A 19,453-nucleotide genomic window follows, 5' to 3' on the forward strand; every position below is an offset into this window, starting at 1 on the left:
CATCCTATGTCACTGGAGATCCACGTGCTATATTAGCTGATGCTATATCGTTACAATGTAAATTGCCCGCAAATATCATTTCGCTATGATTTTGTTTTTCAGGGTTAAGTCGAATCTCACATTTTTTCCCTGAAGTTTTTTCCACTGTGATCACAGGATTGTTTTGATGTAATTCGAGTGTGAAAAGCCCGTCTGACTCTGACAGTGTTCTTCCTGCATGGTTTACTATCTGAGCACCGCCTATCGGCTCGCCGTTCATATCGACCAGCCTACCTATGACGGTTACAGTTTTCATCACCCTTACCTCATGAGTACTTACACCACCACGTATATGATGAAAGTCGAGGTATTCAGGCTCTATTTTCAATGCAGGTGCATCGGTACCAGGGAAATCGAGCTGTACTACGCCAGGCTTCCAGGCATCCACAGGTATAAAGTTCCTGCCTGGTTTCAGTTTTGCACTTCCTGACCGATGCAGAGCAACAAGCTCAGCGCTATCGTCGTCGGATATTACATCGACAATCATGCCTCCGCCCTGATGATGTGCAGCCTCCTGAGTCATTACAGCTTTGCCTTTTCCGAAAGCCATCGTAGTGCCCGTGTTGAGACCGCCGGAAAGCTGACCATCAATGCTGGAGCGCTGTCCCCAGAAACTTCCTTCAACAAAAGGTGTTTTGAAACGGTTATACGTACTTAAACCCACGCCGTAGCGATCTGCCGTAAGCGTTCCGCTGGTCTCCCGAATTACGCTTTTTTCACCCCACTGCTGGCTCAGCGATGCTGAAGTATAAAGGTCTCGCGCACCGGAAGTATCCGTTCGGCTTCCCACACTGATGCTACCACTCCGCTTTTCACCACCGAGCGGAAAACTAAGGCTGAGACTCACCCCACGGTTACGCAACGAACTGCTTTCCTGATATGGACGGTCAAAACCCGATAATCTCCAGTTTACTGAGGTGCCTGAAATTGTTGCGCGTGAGCTATAGCCCACATCGACCCCTGGTCCGTGCCCGCTACTATGATGAGATATTCGTGCATTGACGTTGTTCGTACTGTCTAACCGCAGCGTGGCGGACAAAGTGCTGTTATGCTCCCTCTGAACCGAGACATGATGATTTGCCTGTCTAGTACCTGTCTGTCGATTCCAGCTCCGGCTATGCCCCAAGGCAATATTACCTTTGCTATGGGTAAACACAGTTTGCAGGTCTAATCCATGGCCCGTTTCTGAGCTATTCCAGACGTTTCCATAAAACTGAATAGTGTCAGATACCTGAAAATCAAGTGATGACCCGGCCTGAGCTTCTTTGCCCGTTTTCTGCAAAGCCAGCCCTACAGTTACTCGCGGATGCATTAAATAGTTCAGATTGACACCAGCTGCTGCTTCACCGGTCGCTACGGTATCATCATTATTTAATAACGTTCGTTGTTGTCCGGCAAACAAGTTATATCTCAAACGTTGTTCAGTGTTACGCCAACGCGCAGGTTTATTAATGGTTTCTGTTACGCGACTTGTTTCCCGGCCGTCTTCAAGAACACGAATTTCTACCTCGTATATTCCCGCAGGCAGTACCGTGGTGTTCAAAACCTGCATACCAGGCACAACAGGCTGGGCATTGATGAGTGAACCGTCGCGATAAATTTCCGCTACGCCTTCGCGATTGGCCGTCACATAAACCGGATAAAAGCTGGCAAACGATGTTTCTTTCAACAATGTATCACTACTACCAGCCATTACGCCCACCATAGTACTCACGCCTCCACCTCGCGTATTAGGCTGGTGCAAAAGTCCCTGGCTATCCGGTGTGAAGAGTCCACCGCGAACAAAATGTTGCTTGAACTCGCGTTGGGAATACAGGGAGGTCACTGCATATCTAGTTTCACTATTAACTCCACTGCTACGATCCAACTGATACTGACCCACCGTAGACCAGCTACCTGTCGCAGCTTCTGCGCCACCATTTATACCAAGCGCTGATTGATGGCGACTTCCATTTACACTCAATTGATTATTCAAAATAAAACCAGTGCTGCCATTTTCTGGCAAATTGAACCAGCGATCATTTTTCCCTGTCTGAGTTGCAGACGTAATGAGCACAAGTTTCGCATCACTAAGGTTGTAATCCACAGCCAATAATCCCTTAGGACAATGACTTTTGCACTGACCAAGAGCAACTGGAGTAGTAAAGGCTTTAAGCCATCGCTGTCTCTCAGACTCTGAAAAGGGGCTATCCCCTGGATCGGTAAAATGCACAATTTTTACCTGCTCAGTTTCCGTCAGCACTATCATTGCGTCACCAAGTAATTTTCCATCCAATACTACTCGGGCGGATACTGGTGCATTAAAAAAGTGCTCACGGAATTCCGCTGGCATATCTGCCGCCTGGTCGGATAGCGTGTGTTTAGCTTTTGCCTGAACTGAATGGCTAACAGAAATAGCTAATGCAAAACCGGTTACAAGCTGGAGAAATGGCGTCATTTAGTCATTGCTCAATAAATATAATAAAAAGGAGAGGAGACCCTCTCCAGAGAGATAATATTAAAACTTCCTTATGGGGTTGAAGGTACCGTATCGAAAATCATGGTTACAGGTCCCATATAAGTTCCTGCTTCAGGTCGCTGGCTGAGCGTACCGCTCTGACTAATCGCCATTGTGGCCGTTTGTTCGGTTGCGGCTAAAGTTTCGTTATAGAGTTCAATAGCAGTAGCTGAGCCTACAGGCAGGGTTCTGCCAGCCAGAGATACCTGAAGTGGTATTGCTGAATTACTTCCTGCTGAAGTAAGGACTGGAGCACTTGCCAGATATGCCTTAATACCGCCAGCAGTATTTTTCATTCGCAACTGTTTACCCGGGTCAGATTCAATTACAGACATGCTCGGTTCATCCCAGCGCATCATCTGTGGCCGTGCATCCCATCCATTGACAGGTGTTACGTAGAAGGTGTTATCAGGAATTACAGCTTCTACAGTAAAATCTACCTGCGGTGTTGAAGCATTTGCTGCAAAAGCAGTTGTCAAAATTGCGGCTGTCAGGCTGATTTTTTTTAAGTTCATCATTAAATATTTCTCCAAGTTAGGTAACGTTTCGTAAAACAGCTTATTTACCGCTGTTCAGGTTTTTTTTCTGATCTCCTTCGATCAGGGTGTACTGCCAGACTCTGTCTAGCGAACTACTACGCTTCAGGGTTTTGCCAGGTCTTAACTGGACAATCACACCGTTGTCGCAGCGCTTATAATCTCTGTCACAAGATTTCAGCCCTTCAATAATCACAGAAGCATTGCCATGGTTAGTAATAGAAAGTTGGTTTCCACTATTGGTAATGCGAGTATCAAAGCGCACTCTGTCTGGATGTACGGTTACGATGGTTCCGAAACCAGACATCACCGTAACGCCGGCATTAATTTCATCCTGATATTTTTTGGCATCAGTACTGCTGATACCGAATTCTTTGGTACTTTCAGGTACTACTGGTATATATCGCACTCTATAATAACGCTCTTTTTCACGTGAACCGGTAAACACCAGTCGATTAGTCTGCATTCCACCAGCAGGAATAATGAGTCTCGGCGGAGTTGAAATTAAGCCTGTACCTTGACCATTGATCATTGCTGATGCATCAAGATTTTTTTCATCAGCCTTACCTTGTGCATTGAAAACAATTTCATGAATGCTGATACGAACATAGGCAGTTGAGTCACCTGTATTATAAATACGCTTAGCCAGCGTATTTTTACCACTTTGCATATATTCATTAAGAGACCCCACATTTAGAACCGGGCCGGAAATTGCTGGCAGAGAATATGCCATAGCAATTAGAATAAGTATCTTTTTAAACATAATTCAATCCTGATTAGAGAATTATTCTTCGTCTCAGCATACTTACTTTAAAAAGACCCATGCGTAAAACGCAATATCTTTTTGAATGCAGCATACATTACAATCAATTGCTAGTTATGGCGTAAGTGACCATATCGTGACAAAAGCTCCATCTGGTTGTTGACCCCCAATTTTCTCATTGCTGTCTGTTTTTGAGTGCTAATCGTTTTAACACTACGATTTTTTTTCAATGCTATTTCTGAAACAGTCTTTCCGTTCATATAATCCTTAATAACAAGCTGTTCAGAGTTACTTAAGATCATAAAAACCTTTTCAGCTGTAGTCTTAAGACTATTACTTTCTAATGTTGTTGCCTTCCGATAAAACTCTTTAACATTTTCTTCAATCCAAGGTTCACCTCGCAATAGGTTATTAAGTGCCATTTCAAAGTGTTTTAATGGTGTTCCTTTCCACATGAATGATTTTGCACCCGCCTGTAAAAACTCTGTAGCATCGACTGGATTACTTCCCGAGGCAACCACCATCACAGAGACATCTTTATATTGTGAAATTCGTGCAATTGATAAACTTCCCATTTTTCTGGATGTAAAAGAATCATCATTAATGATTACAACACCTATACGTTCATTCTGCACTAAAATCTCATCAATGACACCTTCGGTTTTAAATAAATATATTTTGTTAAATTTATTCATTTTCTGAATAATTGTATAAAACCCAGCACTCATAATTTCGCACGCAGATACAACAGCAATGCCTGATTTTCCCTTCTTATCGCGATTAACAAATCGAGCTATAAAAGGCACATTCATGACACTATCCTTTCATCTTAATCATTATTGCAACTAAGTTATTAAGACTATTTCCTAATGTTGTCTTGTCTTTCGATAGGTGCATTTGAACATCGAATTAGCCTGACCTCAACCCCAGAGTTTCAGATGAAACAAAAATGTAACCGTTATATAATTAATGCATATAGATCAATGAGTTACAACCGTTACGCAAGCGTTATTTATTTATCTCATGCGTTTTATACTATGATTGCTACTATAAAATAATCGTATCTGAGGGATGCATCCGATGTATATGATGGATTACAATGGCGTCATTCGCATGATAAGGAAAAAAAATGACTATCATTTATTATTACAAGGCAGGTGTGCTTCGAAGTAGTACGGGTACGCTAGAGCTAAGCAAGCAGAACCAGCTTGGGCTGGAGCTTTTTTGTCAAAAAGCAGGAATGCTCGTCACAAAAGATGAATTCATGCAGGTTTGCTGGGGTAACAAAGGTGTTATAGTTTCTGATAATACAGTGCGACAATCCTTGTTCAGGCTTAGAACATCCCTGGCTGAAGTAGGCGCTCCTGAAGATACACTGATTACCCAAGGCAGAAATGGTTATATTCTTAAACCAGGAATTATAAAGCTTTCAGACTCCGAAAACATCTATGATATTATCGCTAACGATTCCAGCGATGAAGAGACGCTTTCAGAAAATAATCATCCGACAATAACTGCGGATCTGTTTAAGCAAGACAAGAATCTGAATGAGGAAGCAACTGATGCCATAAAACAGCCGGCCGTTAAAAATAAGATCATGCGTTATACCTTATCAGGCATAGCTATATTTCTTTCCTTTGCAGCAGGCTTATATTTGAGATTTATTTTTTTAACGCCCAACATTTCATTTGCACACTATAAAAATGAGTCGGGAAGAGATTTTTTCTTTTCCGATACGATTCGTAAAGATAAGAGCAAAGAAAATGCCGTCAAAAGAATTTCGTATTGGCTTGACATCAACAATATCTCTCCTGCAGAAAGACCACTTATATACGTGAGTGCTGATTGGCGCGATACGCTGTCATTCTTCTCATGTAAAAATAAACTTTCGCTGCAGTCCAGCGATTGCTTGAGTATAAATGTCATCGGGGATAATAAAAAATGAAATGGCTGATTCCCATAACTCTTTCAGCTATTGGTGCTGGTTGGCTTGCATTTCCAATTGTTGCTCAGTTTTATGTTGGAGAATGTAATACTAAATCATTACTCATTTATGATGAGCCTTATCAAACAGTTATTAGTGAAGCTGAATGGACGACTCTCCGTGGAGCGAGACAGCATTATTACAACAGTAAAATTACGCTGTTTCCAGATAACGGTCCTGCAGAGAAGTTCTATGTTGAGAGAACTGTAAAGACTAGTTTGAACTATCACATTGACTCTGCCGAAGTAACAAGCGTCAGCGCTTTCCGTATCGCGGGCCCTGATACGTCTGATCCTCATGTAGGTCGTTATATTGACCCTCTTTCTGAGAAAGGCTTCACCGCACGTATCTACTTCTTTCGTATTGGTGAACGCATTCTGTCGGGCTTTCGGGATCGCCCCTTAGTGTCCTGTCAAAAAAGGTGAAGCCGTTGGACGTCTGAAATCAAATATCCAACATTTTCACTACTTTTGGGGTGTTTATAGGACTTTCAACTCAATTAAACTATTCAGTAAGGATTAACATGCGCTCCCCCTTCTTAAGAAGAAATATCTTTGAAGGTTGTTATGTAGCAGTCGATCCAGTTGTGAGCCTGCAAGAGTGACCAGTTCCATTTAAACGCCTCAAACTTTTCACAAATTCCACTTTGGCGGTGGTGCGATGCCCAGTTTGCTCGATACTTACAGCGGCGCGGAAGCGCCCTCTATTTCATATTATTCCGGCATGGTCTACTTTCCTGAAATGCTGATTCTACATACAGTGTGATTTACGGATTTTTCAAACAAAGAGAGATTTTTGAAGGTGGGTGTGGTCAATCATAAACGAGGGATCTTTTATTGGCGGGTTAGACAAAAATCCGGGTGCCTGCCGACATCAGCCAGGCCCCGTGTAAATTGAGGAAAAGCCTTGAAAACATGCACCATTTCCGTGGTGGGTATTTTTTTTATTGATTGAGAACAGGTGATTGTTACGGATATATTTGTGATTCATTTCTCAATACTTTAAGGCAAATCACACCGTTAAGTTTCGCTTAAATAAGTTTATCTTCCCGCTTAATGTATATGACTTTTCCTGGCCTGCCAGCCCATTAACCTTTCATTTAGAATGGTTGTGTTTCCATGTAATTTCACTTAGGCACGGATAGCCCTAGGAGTGAAACTATGGAAGCCGATATGACGATGTGCGCTGCAGTGCTTAAGATGCTATGTGATGGCTTTGGAAAGGATGACCCGATATCCAGACGTGCAGCCTGCCTTACGCTATGTGAAACACCGGAAAGCTATAACAGAGTGCTCGAAAGACTGGCTGCCCAGTTTTTGCTTGATATTGTTTACTTCCCTAATCTAACTACCGGCAAAGAGATGCTTTTTCCTGTACTCCATTACGGAACGCTTAAACTTGTTAGGGCATCAAGCCCTGAAAGAGTCCTTCAGTCCAATATTTCGCCGCTGCGCCGCCAGTGAGGCAAATATTATTTCTGATTCATTGTGGCTACAACGTTGCGCAGGCTTTTTACTTCCTCCTGCAAGGATTCGACCTGCTTTATCAGGTAGTGAAGCCCAATAGCGGGATCAAGTAAGAGAACATTGTTATCCAGCGCTAGTGTATCATCGCCGTCTATCCTGTTACCTTCACCAAGCGTGATTAAAACTATATCAGCCCAGCTAGTAGGAACAGTAGTAAAGTGCCAATCCCTGCCGTAGATTGGCAACCACCACTGCAATAACAGTCCCAACGGCAAAACTGAACAAATCCGGCATCTTTGGGCGGTGTTTCCCTCAGCTTCTAGACTGAAGCTCTTCCACTTTTAGGGTTAACTCTTCAACTTTTTCCATTAATGCGAGAATGGCCTCGTGATGAAGGGCAGCAGCCACTCCGATCGTATCAACAGATTTTACATCCTCAATTTCTGAGCCATCTCGTAAGGTTGTTTTTCCATATGATTTAACTGCGTCAGGAAAAACCTTCTCAACTTCTTGTGCTATGAAGCCATACCCGTGCGCAGGAGTATCTAGGCGGTCCCATTCGACGCCTCTAAGTTGCTGCATTTTCATAAGCGGATCAGCGATTACCGTTATATTTTCTTTTATGCGCTTATCAGAAGAAGTTACCCAATTGCCTATCGCAGCACCATTGGAATGAAATACCCATGCGACCTGTCCTTCCTGTTCAGACCCTTTCAGGCCCAATGTCACGTTATCAAAATTAGCCCCACCGCCACGAGCACCACCGAATGTCCATTCCCCTGCATACCAGGTTCCTCTGATGATGTTGACATAATTCCCTGAATTTGGGTTATACCCGCTGGCAACGATCATGCTGATTCCGTTATTCATCAATGCACCGCCACCATTCTCTCCTGAACTGATGGCAAATCCGGGATTACCGCCTACGCCAGGCTGGACTGTAATTGGGCTCGTGATTTTCCCACCCGCTTTCTGATCGACGGAATTTAATCGTGAATCGTTACCAGCGGCCACTGTTCCCGCTGCTGTTCCAACATCCCTGGTAGAGCTGTTTCCTAAACCGAGGTTTGTGCGAGCGCCTGATACCGTTGTCGAACCGGTACCGCCCTGTTCTACAGATAGCGCTGTCGTAAGTCCGCTGAGAGAGGTGATGTCATTGTTTGCACCTTTTGCCGCTTTGCCATCAATCGTTGTAGAAAAGTCATCAATCGTTTTAGAAAAGCCATCAACCGTTGTAGAAACACTCTTCCATGAAGGGCCGGTAAATGACGAGCCATCTGGTAATTTTACTGTTGCGGTAACATCGCTACTAAATATTTGCTGCCAGTTCTGTTTGTCGTAATTAAGGCCGCGTAATGCCTCCGCACTTTGAGCCACCAGCGCGGCCGTAACCATATTTAGCGCTACACGGGGAACGGCTGACCATGCCGCACCGGCTTGTGTAGGGCCGGTGAAGTTACTGACTAGCGTTAGCTGAACATCGCTATCTATCGTCATAATCGGTAGCGTATAAGGCACGCCACCAACTGTAGTGACAATAAAATCACCGGGGGCAAGCTCAGTCGAAAATGTGGTATCTACTCCGCCAACAATAGCGGAGCCGTTAGTAATAGTAATTGTTCCCGCTGACATAAGGACTCCTGAATCTAGATAGAAAAATGCCACCAGTTTTTAACCTGGAATTCTTGATTGATGCGTTGTTTGGCGAGGAAATTTGGAATAGCTTATTCAATTAACTTAACGCCGTCCCCTGTGGAGTAACAATAGCAATTATCGGACTGGTCAATATTCTACCGCTACCAGAAGCACTAAGGGTTATCGTTCTTCTTTCACCAACAGCAAGATCATAAGAGTAGCCATAAGATTTCCCAGTATCGCGGTCTATTTGCTCAACCCCATCGACAAAGAAACGACACCCAGCCGTGTACTCATTTATCGTAAAGAATATTGACAACCTGACAGGCAATCTGTCATTACCGGCGTAATTAATATCCATGCTACGGCTTGATGATGCGGGCTTGTTAAACGCAGCGTACATTTTAGACTCGGAGATATACCCGACAATTTTATTTGCATAAACAGTTCCCTGAAAATCGCCATCAGTCGCGTAAACAGTCCCTCTGAACTCTCCATTAGTTGCATACACCGTGCCTCTGACAGTGACGTTATTGAATTCGGCGTACCCATTTTTCCCGATATGCCAGCCCAGCATGCCCATGACATAGTCATAAGATTGAATGTATTCTCCGATTTTTGCGTTAGTAATACTTCCATTCTGAATAAACCCATCTGAAATAAACACCTGCCCGTCTACAACAGCAAATGGCGAATACTGATTCTCGCCACTGCCACTTAGAAGCACGAACTGATTAGCATTGAATCCAATACGGGTTATGACGGGTTTACCGCTTTCTGCCAGCACGGCAATGCTCATACCTGCGCTGTGGAATACCCCATCAATTCGAACGCCTGCCTTGAGGGTATGAATAGCCGATGCGCCATTAGCATCTACTACGGCCGTTAATTTATCTTCGAGACTTGCAGTGACATCCTCTATTTGAGCCTGTACCTGCGTGGACATTTCTGCCATTGCATAATCAACCTCGGCAATGGTGGTTTTGACAACAAGGATATCAGCCCTAACCTCACCTAACTGTGCGAACTGATGCTCTACAGTGCCGTGATTGGCAAGAGCGTTCTGCATAATCCCTTCGAGGTTGGTATTTATTTCGCTGGTAAGGCGATCTCCATCCTCAGCGCTCAGGAAGCCGTCTGTGATATCACTCAGCAAGTCAGAGGCATCAATACTGCTCATCCCTCTGACCCATTCGGTCCACTCACCCACATTCCCTATGCGGTCAACCAGGCGCGCACGGTACCACTGATTGACACCGGCTTTCATGGGCCCGTGCTGATAGGTTGATGTCGGATAGGTCAACAGAGTCAGTTTTTGCGGATTCAGGAAATCTGAAGTGGTGGCCCGCTCAATTTCCGTATAGGCGGTATCGCCTGAACCTTCTGGAAATCCCCATGTCAGATCGATGTTCCACACGACATTATCGCTGGCCCGGAAATTTGTTGGCGTGCCGGGTTTACCCTGCTTACCAGACAGGAAGGTAGTATCGGCATAACCCCACGGAGATGATGATTCCTGAGCATTAAGCGCCCTCACCCTCACGTCATATGAGCCTGAATAAATCCCCTCAACAGAGAATCCCTGAGCACTGGTAACCGGAACGTTTACCCAGTCGCCGTTATCCTTACGCCACTGAGCAACATAACGGATTGCGCCCTCTACTCTCTTCCATGAAACGTACAAAGTGGCAACCGTCAGCCCCTGAGCGACATAATCCGTTTCATCAATCACTATGTCTTCGGGGGCATCGAGAACGTTAACTGGCGTGACCGTGATTGGCGGGCTCTCAATACGCACACCGTCATCAATGTAGCGATATTTCCCCGGATCGTGCTGAATAGCCGAAATGGTGAAACCGCCAGTCTCATCGTCGTTTGCGGCAACAGACATCACACGAAAATACTGGATAGCCACCTTGTCGCTGTCGATGGCCCATACAGCGCCGTAAACGGGGGTCTGGCTGAATCCAGTGGTGAGGGTCACCGTATTCTCTTCGTTGTTTACAGCCTCAATGGTGCGAGACTGACTGGAGCCGTCAGGCATGTTCATAACCAGGCGAGCACCGGCCTCATAATCAATGGCGCGATCAAGAGTCACTACCCGCCCCTTAATCGACTTCATGCGCCCGCCGTTCTGAATACCCGCACGGAACGGATCGGCAACCCCTATCACCTGCGACGGCAACGGTATGTAGCCATCAAGCCCCACACCAAATGTCACCGAGCCGTCCTTGACGCTCGACAACAGCGCCCAGCGGCCGCGTCTGTGCGCCTCACTCTGTTTCGTGCAACCTATGGCCGTAAGCGTGAGCTGGTTAATCTGGTAGCGCTCAACCAGGGCTGAGTCATAGACCCCCTCAACCGTGTCGCTGTAATGGTTGACAGGGTCCGACCATGACACCAGACAGGAGGAATATCGTTTTTTATAGCTACCACCTGCATAGTTGAACTCACCGTTGATCACGTTGGACGCAGTATAAACCCAGTCAACATCATCCTGCGGCACGTCAGCTTTAACAAAAAGCTGCTCATTACCCCAGAATGTGATCCCCCTGAATACTGCAGCGAGATCGTTAAGCACCGTGTAAGCGTCCTGCTGGCTCTGAATAAACACATTGCAGGTGAAACGTGGCTCTGTGCCGCCAGCCCCATCAGAAACCGATTCATCGCAATAGCGTGCAATCTCGTAAAGCTCCCACTTATCAACCATGCTGGCATCAATGCGCGAACCCATGCCATAAATTTCATCCAGCAGAAGATCGTAAAAAATCCACGCCGGATTATTGCTGTACGCCCATTTAAATCCGCCCGACCAGCTACCGTAGTACGTGCGATAAACGGGATCATAGTTATCAGGTACGCGAATGATTTTGCCCTTCGGCTTGCAGGTTATCTTCGGCGCAGAGCCATTAAACTGGCTGGCATTAACCTCAATGTACAGCAACGCAGTATTGGGATATCGAAGCTTGCTGTCGATTACCTCAGCGAAAGAAAAAACGCTGAAGGCGTTAACCAGTTTTGAATCCGTCGAATCGGGAGTAAGGCGACGAACCCGAACAGACCAGCCGGTAGAAGACTTAGGAAAATTTATCCGGTGATCCCGCTGATACTCTGACGTGGTTTTTCCGTCAAATTTTCCCCTGACCACTTCCTGCCAGTTTCCGCCATCGGTTGAAAGGTCAATGGCGTACTCGGTTACGGTCCCCACCATGTCGCCGTTATCTTTATAGCGGTACTGAACGGGCAGACTTAATTTAATCCGGACGGCATCGAGTACCAGGTTAGAAAACTGACGCGTCCATGACACCGACTCGGTAACAACCACCCCGACAGACATCTCATTATCCACTTCAGGCAAACCTGAAATGTATTCCTGATCCTGTGTCCCGGTGCGAAATTCCCAGGTAACGCCCTCAAAGTTATAACTTCCGTTCGCGTTCGCCAGCGGGGTGTCGTTGAGGTAAATTTCCTGTGCGGTCAAATCGCCCTGAATTTCCCCCTCCGAAAGGGCCACCAGCATTTTTAAACGGGCTTCAGACAGCAAATCGTCGGGTTGCTCAACAGGCGTGTGCGAGCTTCCACCACCGCCCTTTCTTCCTGAATACGGAGTTTCCGTGAATGAGTAGTTCATATTGCACCCATAAAAAAGGCCACCAGAAGGTGGCCTGTCAGAAATTGATGGTTACTGCTGATCGCTGGAGAATATCCCCGCGCTGATAATGGCGCCGCCGATTTCCCGCTCACCGTAAAGCACAGGAACGGGATAGCCCATTGATACGGTATTCACCGGAGCACCGAAGGCATAGTTTGGCTTGTTGTCAGAACTGGAGGATGCACCGACATTAAAATCTGGCTGGGGCGTGAGCATTTGCACAACACCTCCAAGAACCATGCTCAGGCCGATTGAGGTTAGCGCAGTGACCGCGACACCCGTGGCTGTTGTAGCACCTATAGCGGCCCCCCAAAGCGCCAGCGAACCACCAGCCGTGAAGAATGCTGCTGCGAGTGCCGCCGCACCGATAACGACCTGAAGAAAGCCCCCCCGTTTGGCGCCTTCGAAAACAGGCTCTATTGTGAAAACCTCCCCTCCGGCCGTCATATCAAACTCGTCAATCCCGATATTGTTGCGACCGCTGAAAAATGCGAAGCGAATACCGTTCATATGCGCCTCATTCATGTACTTCCTGAACCCCGAAACCTGCGAACACATAGCCCTGAGCATTTCGCGCAGGTCTGCCACATGAAACTGGTGAGTTTTACCAAATTTTTTCGCCATGCGGCCTTTAAGAATCAGCGTTTTTTTCAAGGTTTACTCCTTTGTGTCTTACCACGCGTACAGTCCGATCACGGTAATATTTGCCATACGGCACGCGCGTTGATAGCTGTCCGAACATGTGATGAAGCATCTGGTTGTCGCCCAGATAAATCGCGGCGTGATTGGTTACAGGGGCGCTTACCTGCATCATGATCATGTCGCCAGGCTGTATCTGGCTGGATGACACTTCATAGAACCCTTCGCGCTCCCAGTTATCGTCGTAGCGGTTTTCTTTCGCATCCACCCACCACTCGTAATCGACAGAGTAATCCCCTAAAACCACGCCGTGTTCACGCTGGTAATACTCACGGATCAGTGACCAGCAATCAGCGTATCCAAGCAGCCACTGGCGCCCGACATAATCGCGTTCATCACGCGGTGAAATCGTGCAAAAATCACCGTCAGGCCATGACATGATCCCCCACTCAATCCCTGACCAGTCGCACTGGATACGGTCGAACTCAGAGGGTACCAGTCGGGTGACATCCGGGTGAGAGTGGATAACCATGATAATCTCACCCTGTTTTTCAGCCGCACGTCGGTCATCGGGTGACATCGTGAAAGTTTCAGTAGGGTCACTGGCCACGTTGCGACAGGCAACGTATTTCTGCCCCATACTCGATTCAACGATCACGCCGCAGGCCTCTTTCGGGTACTCAGCCGCGACGTGTTTACGTATTGCGTCCATCAAGCGTTTACGCATGCTATTTCCCCTGTAAATTTGCCGCAGGAAAGCCACCGAAAGGAAGTGGGTTGTCCTGTCCAAAGCGATCCCTGCAATCCTGCATACGACCTCCGCACACATCCAGAGCCGGGTTATTTGTTGGCGTGCCGTCTTTCTGAAAATACTTCGTGCCGTTGTAGTCGCAGCCGTTACCTGTGCGGTACCAGCCCCGCAAACACCAGGTACATACGGGAAGAATTTGCCTTGCCGGCAGCTGGAGGTTCTGAATATCGAAGGGTGAACACAGTTCAAAATCGACCTGTACGCGCGATTCTGCGGTTCTGGCATTGATATAGAAAAGCTGCACCCGTTCTTCATTAGGATTGGCGTTAGGGTTGCCATGCACCCAGTTAGCGGCATCCAGATATTTAGCGAACGTGGTATGAATACGAACTTTAGCCTTAACCATGTCGTCATACTGCAAACAGAGTGCCGTCACATAGTTAGAAATATTTCCCACTGAAAGAGTCGGCGTCGGCTGTGGGCCCGAACCCGATAATTCCAGCCCCGTCACCTCGTAGGGATGCGGATCGTATTCGTTACCCTGCCAGATGATTGATGGGAGATTGTCAGCAGCAAACGATGCCCAGCCTTCAGAGTGGATATTGTACGCGTGGAAGCGAAGCACTTTATCCATCCCGAAGGAGGTTCCATCAACCTCGATTAGCTGGATTTTTTCGCCAGGCTCCAGCGCCTGGAAATCAGCATTTAGCCCCATAAAATTTTTCCATAAAAAAAGCCGCATACGCGGCTGGTGGAGAGATTTAAAGATTAAGGCGCAAAAGCCTGTTTAAAGGAAAAGCCAAGAGTGACAACTTTCCCTGAAATAAAGGTCGGTTTTATTGAGTCAGGTTTCACACGGTAGAGTTTTTTCTCACCCCACGGATTCGACCACCAAAAGGATTGATGAGCATGGAAATGAAGAAAAGCCCGGATAGCCGCCACGTCATTCTTCTTGCCAGTCCAGGTTAGATCCCACTCTTCCGCCACGTTGTTGATACCATTAACCGCCACCTGTTCGTACCCATCACCAAACTGAGCAGTATGTAGATTAATGAATTCGTTAGATACTGGTGAAACCTGCGTAGCCCAATTAAACGTTTCAATAACATTAATCAAATCAAGCATTTTGAGTTACTCCTGAGGCCATAAAATAAAGAGCAACCTTTCACTCCTAGAAAGTATATGTATAAAAAAAGCAAGAAAAAAGCTATCCAATCAATAAAACTCCTGATATAAGATGTTACGCCATCATGCATAATAAGAAACAGACAAATCCATTAATAACTGGAGGTGAAAATGAACTCATGTGCAATTTGCAATAACGAAATAAATAACAGCAATGATACAAATGAACACATAATTCCTAATAGCATTGGTGGCAGACGTAAAGTTCGCGGTTTCATTTGCCTGGATTGCAACAACAATGCAGGACAAACTTGGGACTCTGAAATAAGCAAGCAACTCAATCACTTTAATATTTTATTCATAACAAAAAGAGAAAGAGGAACCCCTCCTTCTGAGAGAGTTAAAACAATATCAGGTGCAGAATACATAATTCATCATGAAGGAGGAATGTCTCCGTCAAAGCCTAACATCAAAACCATTCATCAAGACGGTCAAGATAAAATAAGCATAATGGCACGCGACATAAACGAAGCCAGAAAAATGGTTAATGGCCTTAAAAGAAAATATAAATCTCTTGATGAGGAGTTGGTATTAAATCAACTAGAACAAAAGCAAGAATATCTTACTGAGCCGTTACAAGTAACCATGAGTTTCGGCGGCCCTAAAGCAGGTCGTTCGATCGTAAAAACCGCATTAGCTCTTGCTTATGAAGCTGGCATTACTCCTTCTGCATGTACAAATGCACTTGAATATCTCCAAAACGATTCTAAAGAAGCTTGCTTTGGTTTTTATTACTCTGAAGATTTAATTTTGAACCGCCCCATAAAAACGCCATTGCATTGTGTTTCTATTTACGGAAATCCTACATCAGGTCTTCTGATTGCTTATGTTGAGTATTTTGGCATACAACGATTAATTTGCTGCTTATCAGACAACTACTCTGGCGAGGAACTATCTAGAACTTACGCACTCAATCCAATAACTGGGAAAGAAATGGATTTAGTTGTAAATATGAAGTTTATAGACAAAGATGAAATAAATAAGATTTATAACCTCGAACGGTATGATGAAAATAAAATGAAAGAGGCTGTAGGTTTAGTTATGCCTTTAGCAATTGAAATATCACAAGAAAGAGAAGAAACAAGAATCATCTCAGAAGCATATAATAACGCCATAGAAAAACTAGGCATTGATGAATCAGAACACCCTTCACCTGAACAATTAAGAAAACTTTCTCAATTAATTGTGGAGGGAGTCTGGCCATACATTTCCCACAAATTAAAAAATAACCGATAACTTAACGGAAAAGTTATTCAGCTTTTGTAAAGTACGCCGCCTTCAGAAAGCTCTTTTCTGAGCCGTGTTGTTAACTCTTGCTGAATAACTAATTTTACCAAGTTACCGATGTTATTAGCTACCTTATGACTTGATTTGTTTATCGCATTACTGGCTTCCTGAGTAACAGAGACCGGCGCATCAACATTCACCGTAAGCCCACCACCGGAAAGCCCATACTTTGGTGCTCGGCCAACGACTCCGCCCTCTGCATAACCCTGCGCGTTATGCATAAGTGCGTAAAGATTATCAACGCCAAGAGCGCTGGTGGCCTCTTTGGTAAATACGAACTCGCCACCGTGAACGATCCCTTTAGGTTCAAACTTTCCACCCGCTCCGGTATAGCCTCCTGAGTCAAACTGAGGAACGGCACCGCCGCCAGCGAAGCCGAATATACCTGCGGCGCTTTTAGCAGAATTAACCAGGGCAATCTGAGTCAACATCTTGGTAATGCCTTTCAGGAACGTGGCCAGATAGTCTTTAAAATTGGCTTTACCGGTAGTGAAGAAATCAGCGAGGCTATTCGACATGCTGGTGAGTGCTCCCTGGCTAACACTCGCAACATTATCGTAAACGTTGGTGGCTGCATCCTCATACTCAGCCCAGCCTTTTTTAGCCCCTGCAAGCCAGTCGCCGCGCAGTTCATCCTCCTTCGCATAGCGCTCTTCAAGCTTGTTACTTGCTGATGATTTATCCTCTTCAGAGGCTTTCATCAGTTTGAGCTGCTCACGCTCTTTTTGACGCTGCGCCTGTCGGTTGCTCAGCCCTGCCGTGCTGTCCATCGCTGAGATGAGAGCGCTTTGTTGCTGAATGAATCTCAGGGAAGTTTTATGGCCCTTCGCGATTTCCTTGATATTTTGAATCCGCTTAGCCTCTGCACTTTCAGCCTCAAGTGCTGCACGGATCTCACTGCTTCTGGCGACCAGGCTTTTTTGGTCGGCCGTTAAAATCCTTTTTTGCTTGAGGTCGGCAATTTGCTGGTTGAATTCCAGCAGACGCTTTTCTTCTGACGTCAGGCTATTGGTTGTTTCATCCTGCGCTTTCAGTACAGCCAGGCGTTTCGATGATTCCTGAAGCATCTTTGTTGCAGAATCATCAGTGTTAGTTTTTTCCTTCTTCTGCCCCTTTTGCTGGCTTCTGGCATAACTTTCATTCTCACGGCGAATTGCTTCATCCTTCGCTGCTTGAGAAGCATAAGAATTGCGAATTTCAGCCAGGCGCCGCTGGTGCTGTTCTTCCTTGTTTTCGTACTGTAATTTCCACTTCTGATCGTCGTTGAAACTGAGCTTCCTGCGCTCTTCTTCATTTCTCTCAGCCTTTTCACGAGCCGCAGCAATATCGGCAAGATATTTTTCTTCCCTTAGCTCATCCAGAGACTTCTCGGCACCATAGTTGTTCATCCCTGACGGCGTGGGGATTTTTCTGCTGGCGCGTTTCTGAAGGTTTTCAATCTGGTCTTCGATAGTTTCCGTACGACCTATCCCCAGCATCGCATCCCAGGCTTCCGCGGCTTTTTGCTTGATGGCCAGCCAGCCCCATTCAAGAAAACCCAGGTTATTCGTGATATCAGTGGTACGGTTTTGAATAGCGTCGGCATACGCATCCATAGCGATTTTAGCCGCACCGGTAGTATCACCAACCTGTGAAAGAGAGGTAATCTGCTCAAGCTGGCTGGCGGTCAGGAAGTGAAGCTGCTCATCCAGTTCTTTTGCAGCGCTAAGAGGCTCCTTTTGCAGCCGTGCAAAATGCCCGACAGTCGCATCGACTGACTGGCCCGTAACCTGCTCAAGTTTGACCGCAGAACGGGTAATCATCTCAAGCTGGTTGCTTCCGAAACTTCCTGTGCCGACAACTTTCGCCAGCGCCGCCGCTGCATCCCCGCGCGTTATCCCGCTGCCTGAGATAGCTTTCGCCAGATTATTCAGTTGTCCTGTTGTACGGCCAGCATAATTTCCCGTCAGCGCGAGCTGTTTATTAAACTCGCTGCTTTCCTGCTGGCCTTTATAATAAGCGACGCCTAAAGTGATAAGCGCCCCTGTAAGCCCTGTCGCACGTAGAGAAAGCGCCCCCATATTTCCCAGTAACGACGTCCCCGTACCGGCCAAGCTCCCCAAATTGCTACGGGCGAGTGATGACGCAAGGGTTCGCAGGTTTTTACCTGCTGCAGCGGTACGGATATTAAAGCGTGCAGTACCCTCTTCGGCCTTCTTCAGTTTCTGGATATAAATCTCAGCCGCCGAACCTGCCCCAAGCTGTTCGGCCCTGTAGCGAAGAAGCTCTTCACGGGAAAGGCGCGTGGTTGCTACCTGATCTTTCAGTTTTTTGAGAAAAACTTCCCGTGCCGCTGCTGCGCTTTCTTCCGCGCGTCGGCCTTCGATTTGTTTGGCGGTAATTGCTGACAACAACGCCAGATAGTCTTCCTGGATCAGATTCCCTGATTTCTGCGCCGCATGAAGGCGGGAGCGTATCGCCGCGATATTATCCGTTTCTTTTGCGGCATTCTTGATGCTGTCAATTTGCTTATAAAACGCCGACGCCAGCTCATCCTGAGCAGAGGCATTTTTCCTGGTTGCAGCCTCACTATTCGCCAGGCGCTTACGCAGTTCTTCCACCCTGCGGTGAGTTTCATCAACGCTCTGGCTCAGTTCGTCAGCAGAGCCAGCCCCGCCTTTTGCCGCGTGCCGGAATTTATCAAGCTCCTGCGTGCCTTTTTCCAGCCCGCTGGTGTTAACACGCAGTGAGATCGTGGCGATATCACTCATCAGGCCACCTCTTTTTTGTGCATGGTTTTCAGAGCTGTTCGCTCCATGATACGGATGTCATTTAGGGCGGTTGCCTCATCCTCGATGCCGTGAACGCGCATCAGCCAGGGCAGCACGTTGTAATCAAGTCCTGTCGCGCCACCGAAGCCGGTGCGCCATTGCGTAGACAGCGACTGGAACAGGCAAAAGGCGGGCCAAACATCAGGCAGAACGTGAACGATCACATCGTCATAATCGTCATCCGTCAGCCCGAATGTGGCCATGTCCTC

Annotated in this window: 16 protein-coding genes; 4 read left to right on the forward strand and 12 right to left on the reverse strand. The window is 46.4% G+C overall.

Features of this window, described 5'->3' with window-relative positions; all coding sequences use genetic code 11:
* Positions 1 to 4: 4 nt before the first annotated feature.
* The 4 genes from PUP35_RS13160 to PUP35_RS13175 all read right to left on the reverse strand — a co-directional run bounded on the left by PUP35_RS13160 (position 5) and on the right by PUP35_RS13175 (position 4,647).
* On the reverse strand, positions 5 to 2,476 hold the full coding sequence (locus tag PUP35_RS13160) for a CS1-pili formation C-terminal domain-containing protein (RefSeq protein WP_274240064.1): 2,472 nt from the start codon (positions 2,474 to 2,476) through the stop codon (positions 5 to 7).
* Positions 2,477 to 2,547: 71 nt separating this feature from the next.
* Entirely contained in the window at positions 2,548 to 3,054 is a 507-nt protein-coding gene (locus PUP35_RS13165) for a CS1 type fimbrial major subunit (RefSeq protein ID WP_274240066.1), read from the reverse strand.
* A 40-nt stretch (positions 3,055 to 3,094) separates the two neighbouring features.
* Positions 3,095 to 3,835 (reverse strand): hypothetical protein, encoded by a 741-nt coding sequence (locus PUP35_RS13170; RefSeq protein WP_274240068.1) that lies wholly within the window; start codon positions 3,833 to 3,835, stop codon positions 3,095 to 3,097.
* 110 nt (positions 3,836 to 3,945) lie between these two features.
* Positions 3,946 to 4,647: a response regulator transcription factor gene (locus PUP35_RS13175; RefSeq protein ID WP_274240070.1), complete on the reverse strand. Its 702-nt coding sequence runs from the start codon at positions 4,645 to 4,647 to the stop codon at positions 3,946 to 3,948.
* A 317-nt stretch (positions 4,648 to 4,964) separates the two neighbouring features.
* On the opposite strand from PUP35_RS13175, the gene PUP35_RS13180 reads away from it, so the two are divergent.
* The 3 genes from PUP35_RS13180 (at position 4,965) to PUP35_RS13190 (ending at position 7,282) form a co-directional block, all read left to right on the forward strand.
* Positions 4,965 to 5,780 (forward strand): winged helix-turn-helix domain-containing protein, encoded by an 816-nt coding sequence (locus PUP35_RS13180; RefSeq protein ID WP_274240072.1) that lies wholly within the window; start codon positions 4,965 to 4,967, stop codon positions 5,778 to 5,780.
* Positions 5,777 to 6,244 carry a hypothetical protein gene (locus PUP35_RS13185; protein WP_274240074.1) on the forward strand — a complete coding sequence of 156 codons (468 nt, stop codon included), beginning with the start codon at positions 5,777 to 5,779 and terminating at the stop codon, positions 6,242 to 6,244. The genes PUP35_RS13180 and PUP35_RS13185 overlap by 4 nt, the downstream gene beginning before the upstream one ends.
* 735 nt (positions 6,245 to 6,979) lie before the next feature.
* On the forward strand, positions 6,980 to 7,282 hold the full coding sequence (locus PUP35_RS13190; protein ID WP_274240076.1) for a hypothetical protein: 303 nt from the start codon (positions 6,980 to 6,982) through the stop codon (positions 7,280 to 7,282).
* A 315-nt stretch (positions 7,283 to 7,597) separates the two neighbouring features.
* Here the strand turns inward: PUP35_RS13190 and PUP35_RS13195 are convergent, their stop codons facing one another.
* The 6 genes from PUP35_RS13195 to PUP35_RS13220 all read right to left on the reverse strand — a co-directional run bounded on the left by PUP35_RS13195 (position 7,598) and on the right by PUP35_RS13220 (position 15,087).
* Complete coding sequence (locus tag PUP35_RS13195) at positions 7,598 to 8,917, reverse strand: tail fiber domain-containing protein (protein WP_274240078.1); 1,320 nt, start codon at positions 8,915 to 8,917, stop codon at positions 7,598 to 7,600.
* 100 nt (positions 8,918 to 9,017) lie between these two features.
* The gene (locus PUP35_RS13200; protein ID WP_274240080.1) at positions 9,018 to 12,551 is read right to left on the reverse strand and encodes a host specificity protein J; all 3,534 of its coding nucleotides are present in this window, start codon (positions 12,549 to 12,551) and stop codon (positions 9,018 to 9,020) included.
* Between the two features lie 51 nt (positions 12,552 to 12,602).
* Complete coding sequence (locus PUP35_RS13205; protein ID WP_274240082.1) at positions 12,603 to 13,226, reverse strand: tail assembly protein; 624 nt, start codon at positions 13,224 to 13,226, stop codon at positions 12,603 to 12,605.
* Positions 13,204 to 13,938, reverse strand: a complete 735-nt coding sequence (locus PUP35_RS13210; RefSeq protein ID WP_274240084.1) for a C40 family peptidase — start codon at positions 13,936 to 13,938, stop codon at positions 13,204 to 13,206. Before PUP35_RS13210 ends, PUP35_RS13205 begins: the two co-directional genes overlap by 23 nt.
* A gap of 1 nt (position 13,939) precedes the next feature.
* Positions 13,940 to 14,677, reverse strand: a complete 738-nt coding sequence (locus PUP35_RS13215) for a phage minor tail protein L (protein WP_274240086.1) — start codon at positions 14,675 to 14,677, stop codon at positions 13,940 to 13,942.
* A gap of 53 nt (positions 14,678 to 14,730) precedes the next feature.
* Complete coding sequence (locus PUP35_RS13220; protein WP_274240088.1) at positions 14,731 to 15,087, reverse strand: phage tail protein; 357 nt, start codon at positions 15,085 to 15,087, stop codon at positions 14,731 to 14,733.
* 171 nt (positions 15,088 to 15,258) lie between these two features.
* Here PUP35_RS13220 and PUP35_RS13225 point away from each other — a divergent pair, with 171 nt between their 5' ends.
* Positions 15,259 to 16,383, forward strand: coding sequence for an HNH endonuclease (locus tag PUP35_RS13225; RefSeq protein ID WP_274240089.1), 1,125 nt, complete (start codon positions 15,259 to 15,261; stop codon positions 16,381 to 16,383).
* Between the two features lie 17 nt (positions 16,384 to 16,400).
* On the opposite strand, the gene PUP35_RS13230 is transcribed toward PUP35_RS13225, so the two are convergent.
* Together PUP35_RS13230 and PUP35_RS13235 are read right to left on the reverse strand one after the other, a co-directional pair.
* Entirely contained in the window at positions 16,401 to 19,184 is a 2,784-nt protein-coding gene (locus PUP35_RS13230) for a phage tail tape measure protein (RefSeq protein ID WP_274240092.1), read from the reverse strand.
* Positions 19,184 to 19,447 carry a DUF1799 domain-containing protein gene (locus PUP35_RS13235; RefSeq protein ID WP_048994953.1) on the reverse strand — a complete coding sequence of 88 codons (264 nt, stop codon included), beginning with the start codon at positions 19,445 to 19,447 and terminating at the stop codon, positions 19,184 to 19,186. The genes PUP35_RS13230 and PUP35_RS13235 overlap by 1 nt, the downstream gene beginning before the upstream one ends.
* Between the last annotated feature and the right edge of the window lie 6 nt (positions 19,448 to 19,453).

This window comes from Enterobacter sp. S-33, assembly GCF_028735835.1.
Classification (GTDB): domain Bacteria; phylum Pseudomonadota; class Gammaproteobacteria; order Enterobacterales; family Enterobacteriaceae; genus Enterobacter; species Enterobacter vonholyi.

Excerpts from the sequence above, each read along its gene's own strand:
- PUP35_RS13160 (WP_274240064.1), bottom strand. The coding sequence starts at position 2,476 with ATGACGCCATTTCTCCAGCTTGTAACCGGTTTTGCATTAGCTATTTCT.
- PUP35_RS13165 (WP_274240066.1), bottom strand. The coding sequence starts at position 3,054 with ATGATGAACTTAAAAAAAATCAGCCTGACAGCCGCAATTTTGACAACT.
- PUP35_RS13170 (WP_274240068.1), bottom strand. The coding sequence starts at position 3,835 with ATGTTTAAAAAGATACTTATTCTAATTGCTATGGCATATTCTCTGCCA.
- PUP35_RS13175 (WP_274240070.1), bottom strand. The coding sequence starts at position 4,647 with ATGAATGTGCCTTTTATAGCTCGATTTGTTAATCGCGATAAGAAGGGA.
- PUP35_RS13180 (WP_274240072.1), top strand. The coding sequence starts at position 4,965 with ATGACTATCATTTATTATTACAAGGCAGGTGTGCTTCGAAGTAGTACG.
- PUP35_RS13185 (WP_274240074.1), top strand. The coding sequence starts at position 5,777 with ATGAAATGGCTGATTCCCATAACTCTTTCAGCTATTGGTGCTGGTTGG.
- PUP35_RS13190 (WP_274240076.1), top strand. The coding sequence starts at position 6,980 with ATGGAAGCCGATATGACGATGTGCGCTGCAGTGCTTAAGATGCTATGT.
- PUP35_RS13195 (WP_274240078.1), bottom strand. The coding sequence starts at position 8,917 with ATGTCAGCGGGAACAATTACTATTACTAACGGCTCCGCTATTGTTGGC.
- PUP35_RS13200 (WP_274240080.1), bottom strand. The coding sequence starts at position 12,551 with ATGAACTACTCATTCACGGAAACTCCGTATTCAGGAAGAAAGGGCGGT.
- PUP35_RS13210 (WP_274240084.1), bottom strand. The coding sequence starts at position 13,938 with ATGCGTAAACGCTTGATGGACGCAATACGTAAACACGTCGCGGCTGAG.
- PUP35_RS13215 (WP_274240086.1), bottom strand. The coding sequence starts at position 14,677 with ATGGGGCTAAATGCTGATTTCCAGGCGCTGGAGCCTGGCGAAAAAATC.
- PUP35_RS13220 (WP_274240088.1), bottom strand. The coding sequence starts at position 15,087 with ATGCTTGATTTGATTAATGTTATTGAAACGTTTAATTGGGCTACGCAG.
- PUP35_RS13225 (WP_274240089.1), top strand. The coding sequence starts at position 15,259 with ATGAACTCATGTGCAATTTGCAATAACGAAATAAATAACAGCAATGAT.
- PUP35_RS13230 (WP_274240092.1), bottom strand. The coding sequence starts at position 19,184 with ATGAGTGATATCGCCACGATCTCACTGCGTGTTAACACCAGCGGGCTG.
- PUP35_RS13235 (WP_048994953.1), bottom strand. The coding sequence starts at position 19,447 with ATGGCCACATTCGGGCTGACGGATGACGATTATGACGATGTGATCGTT.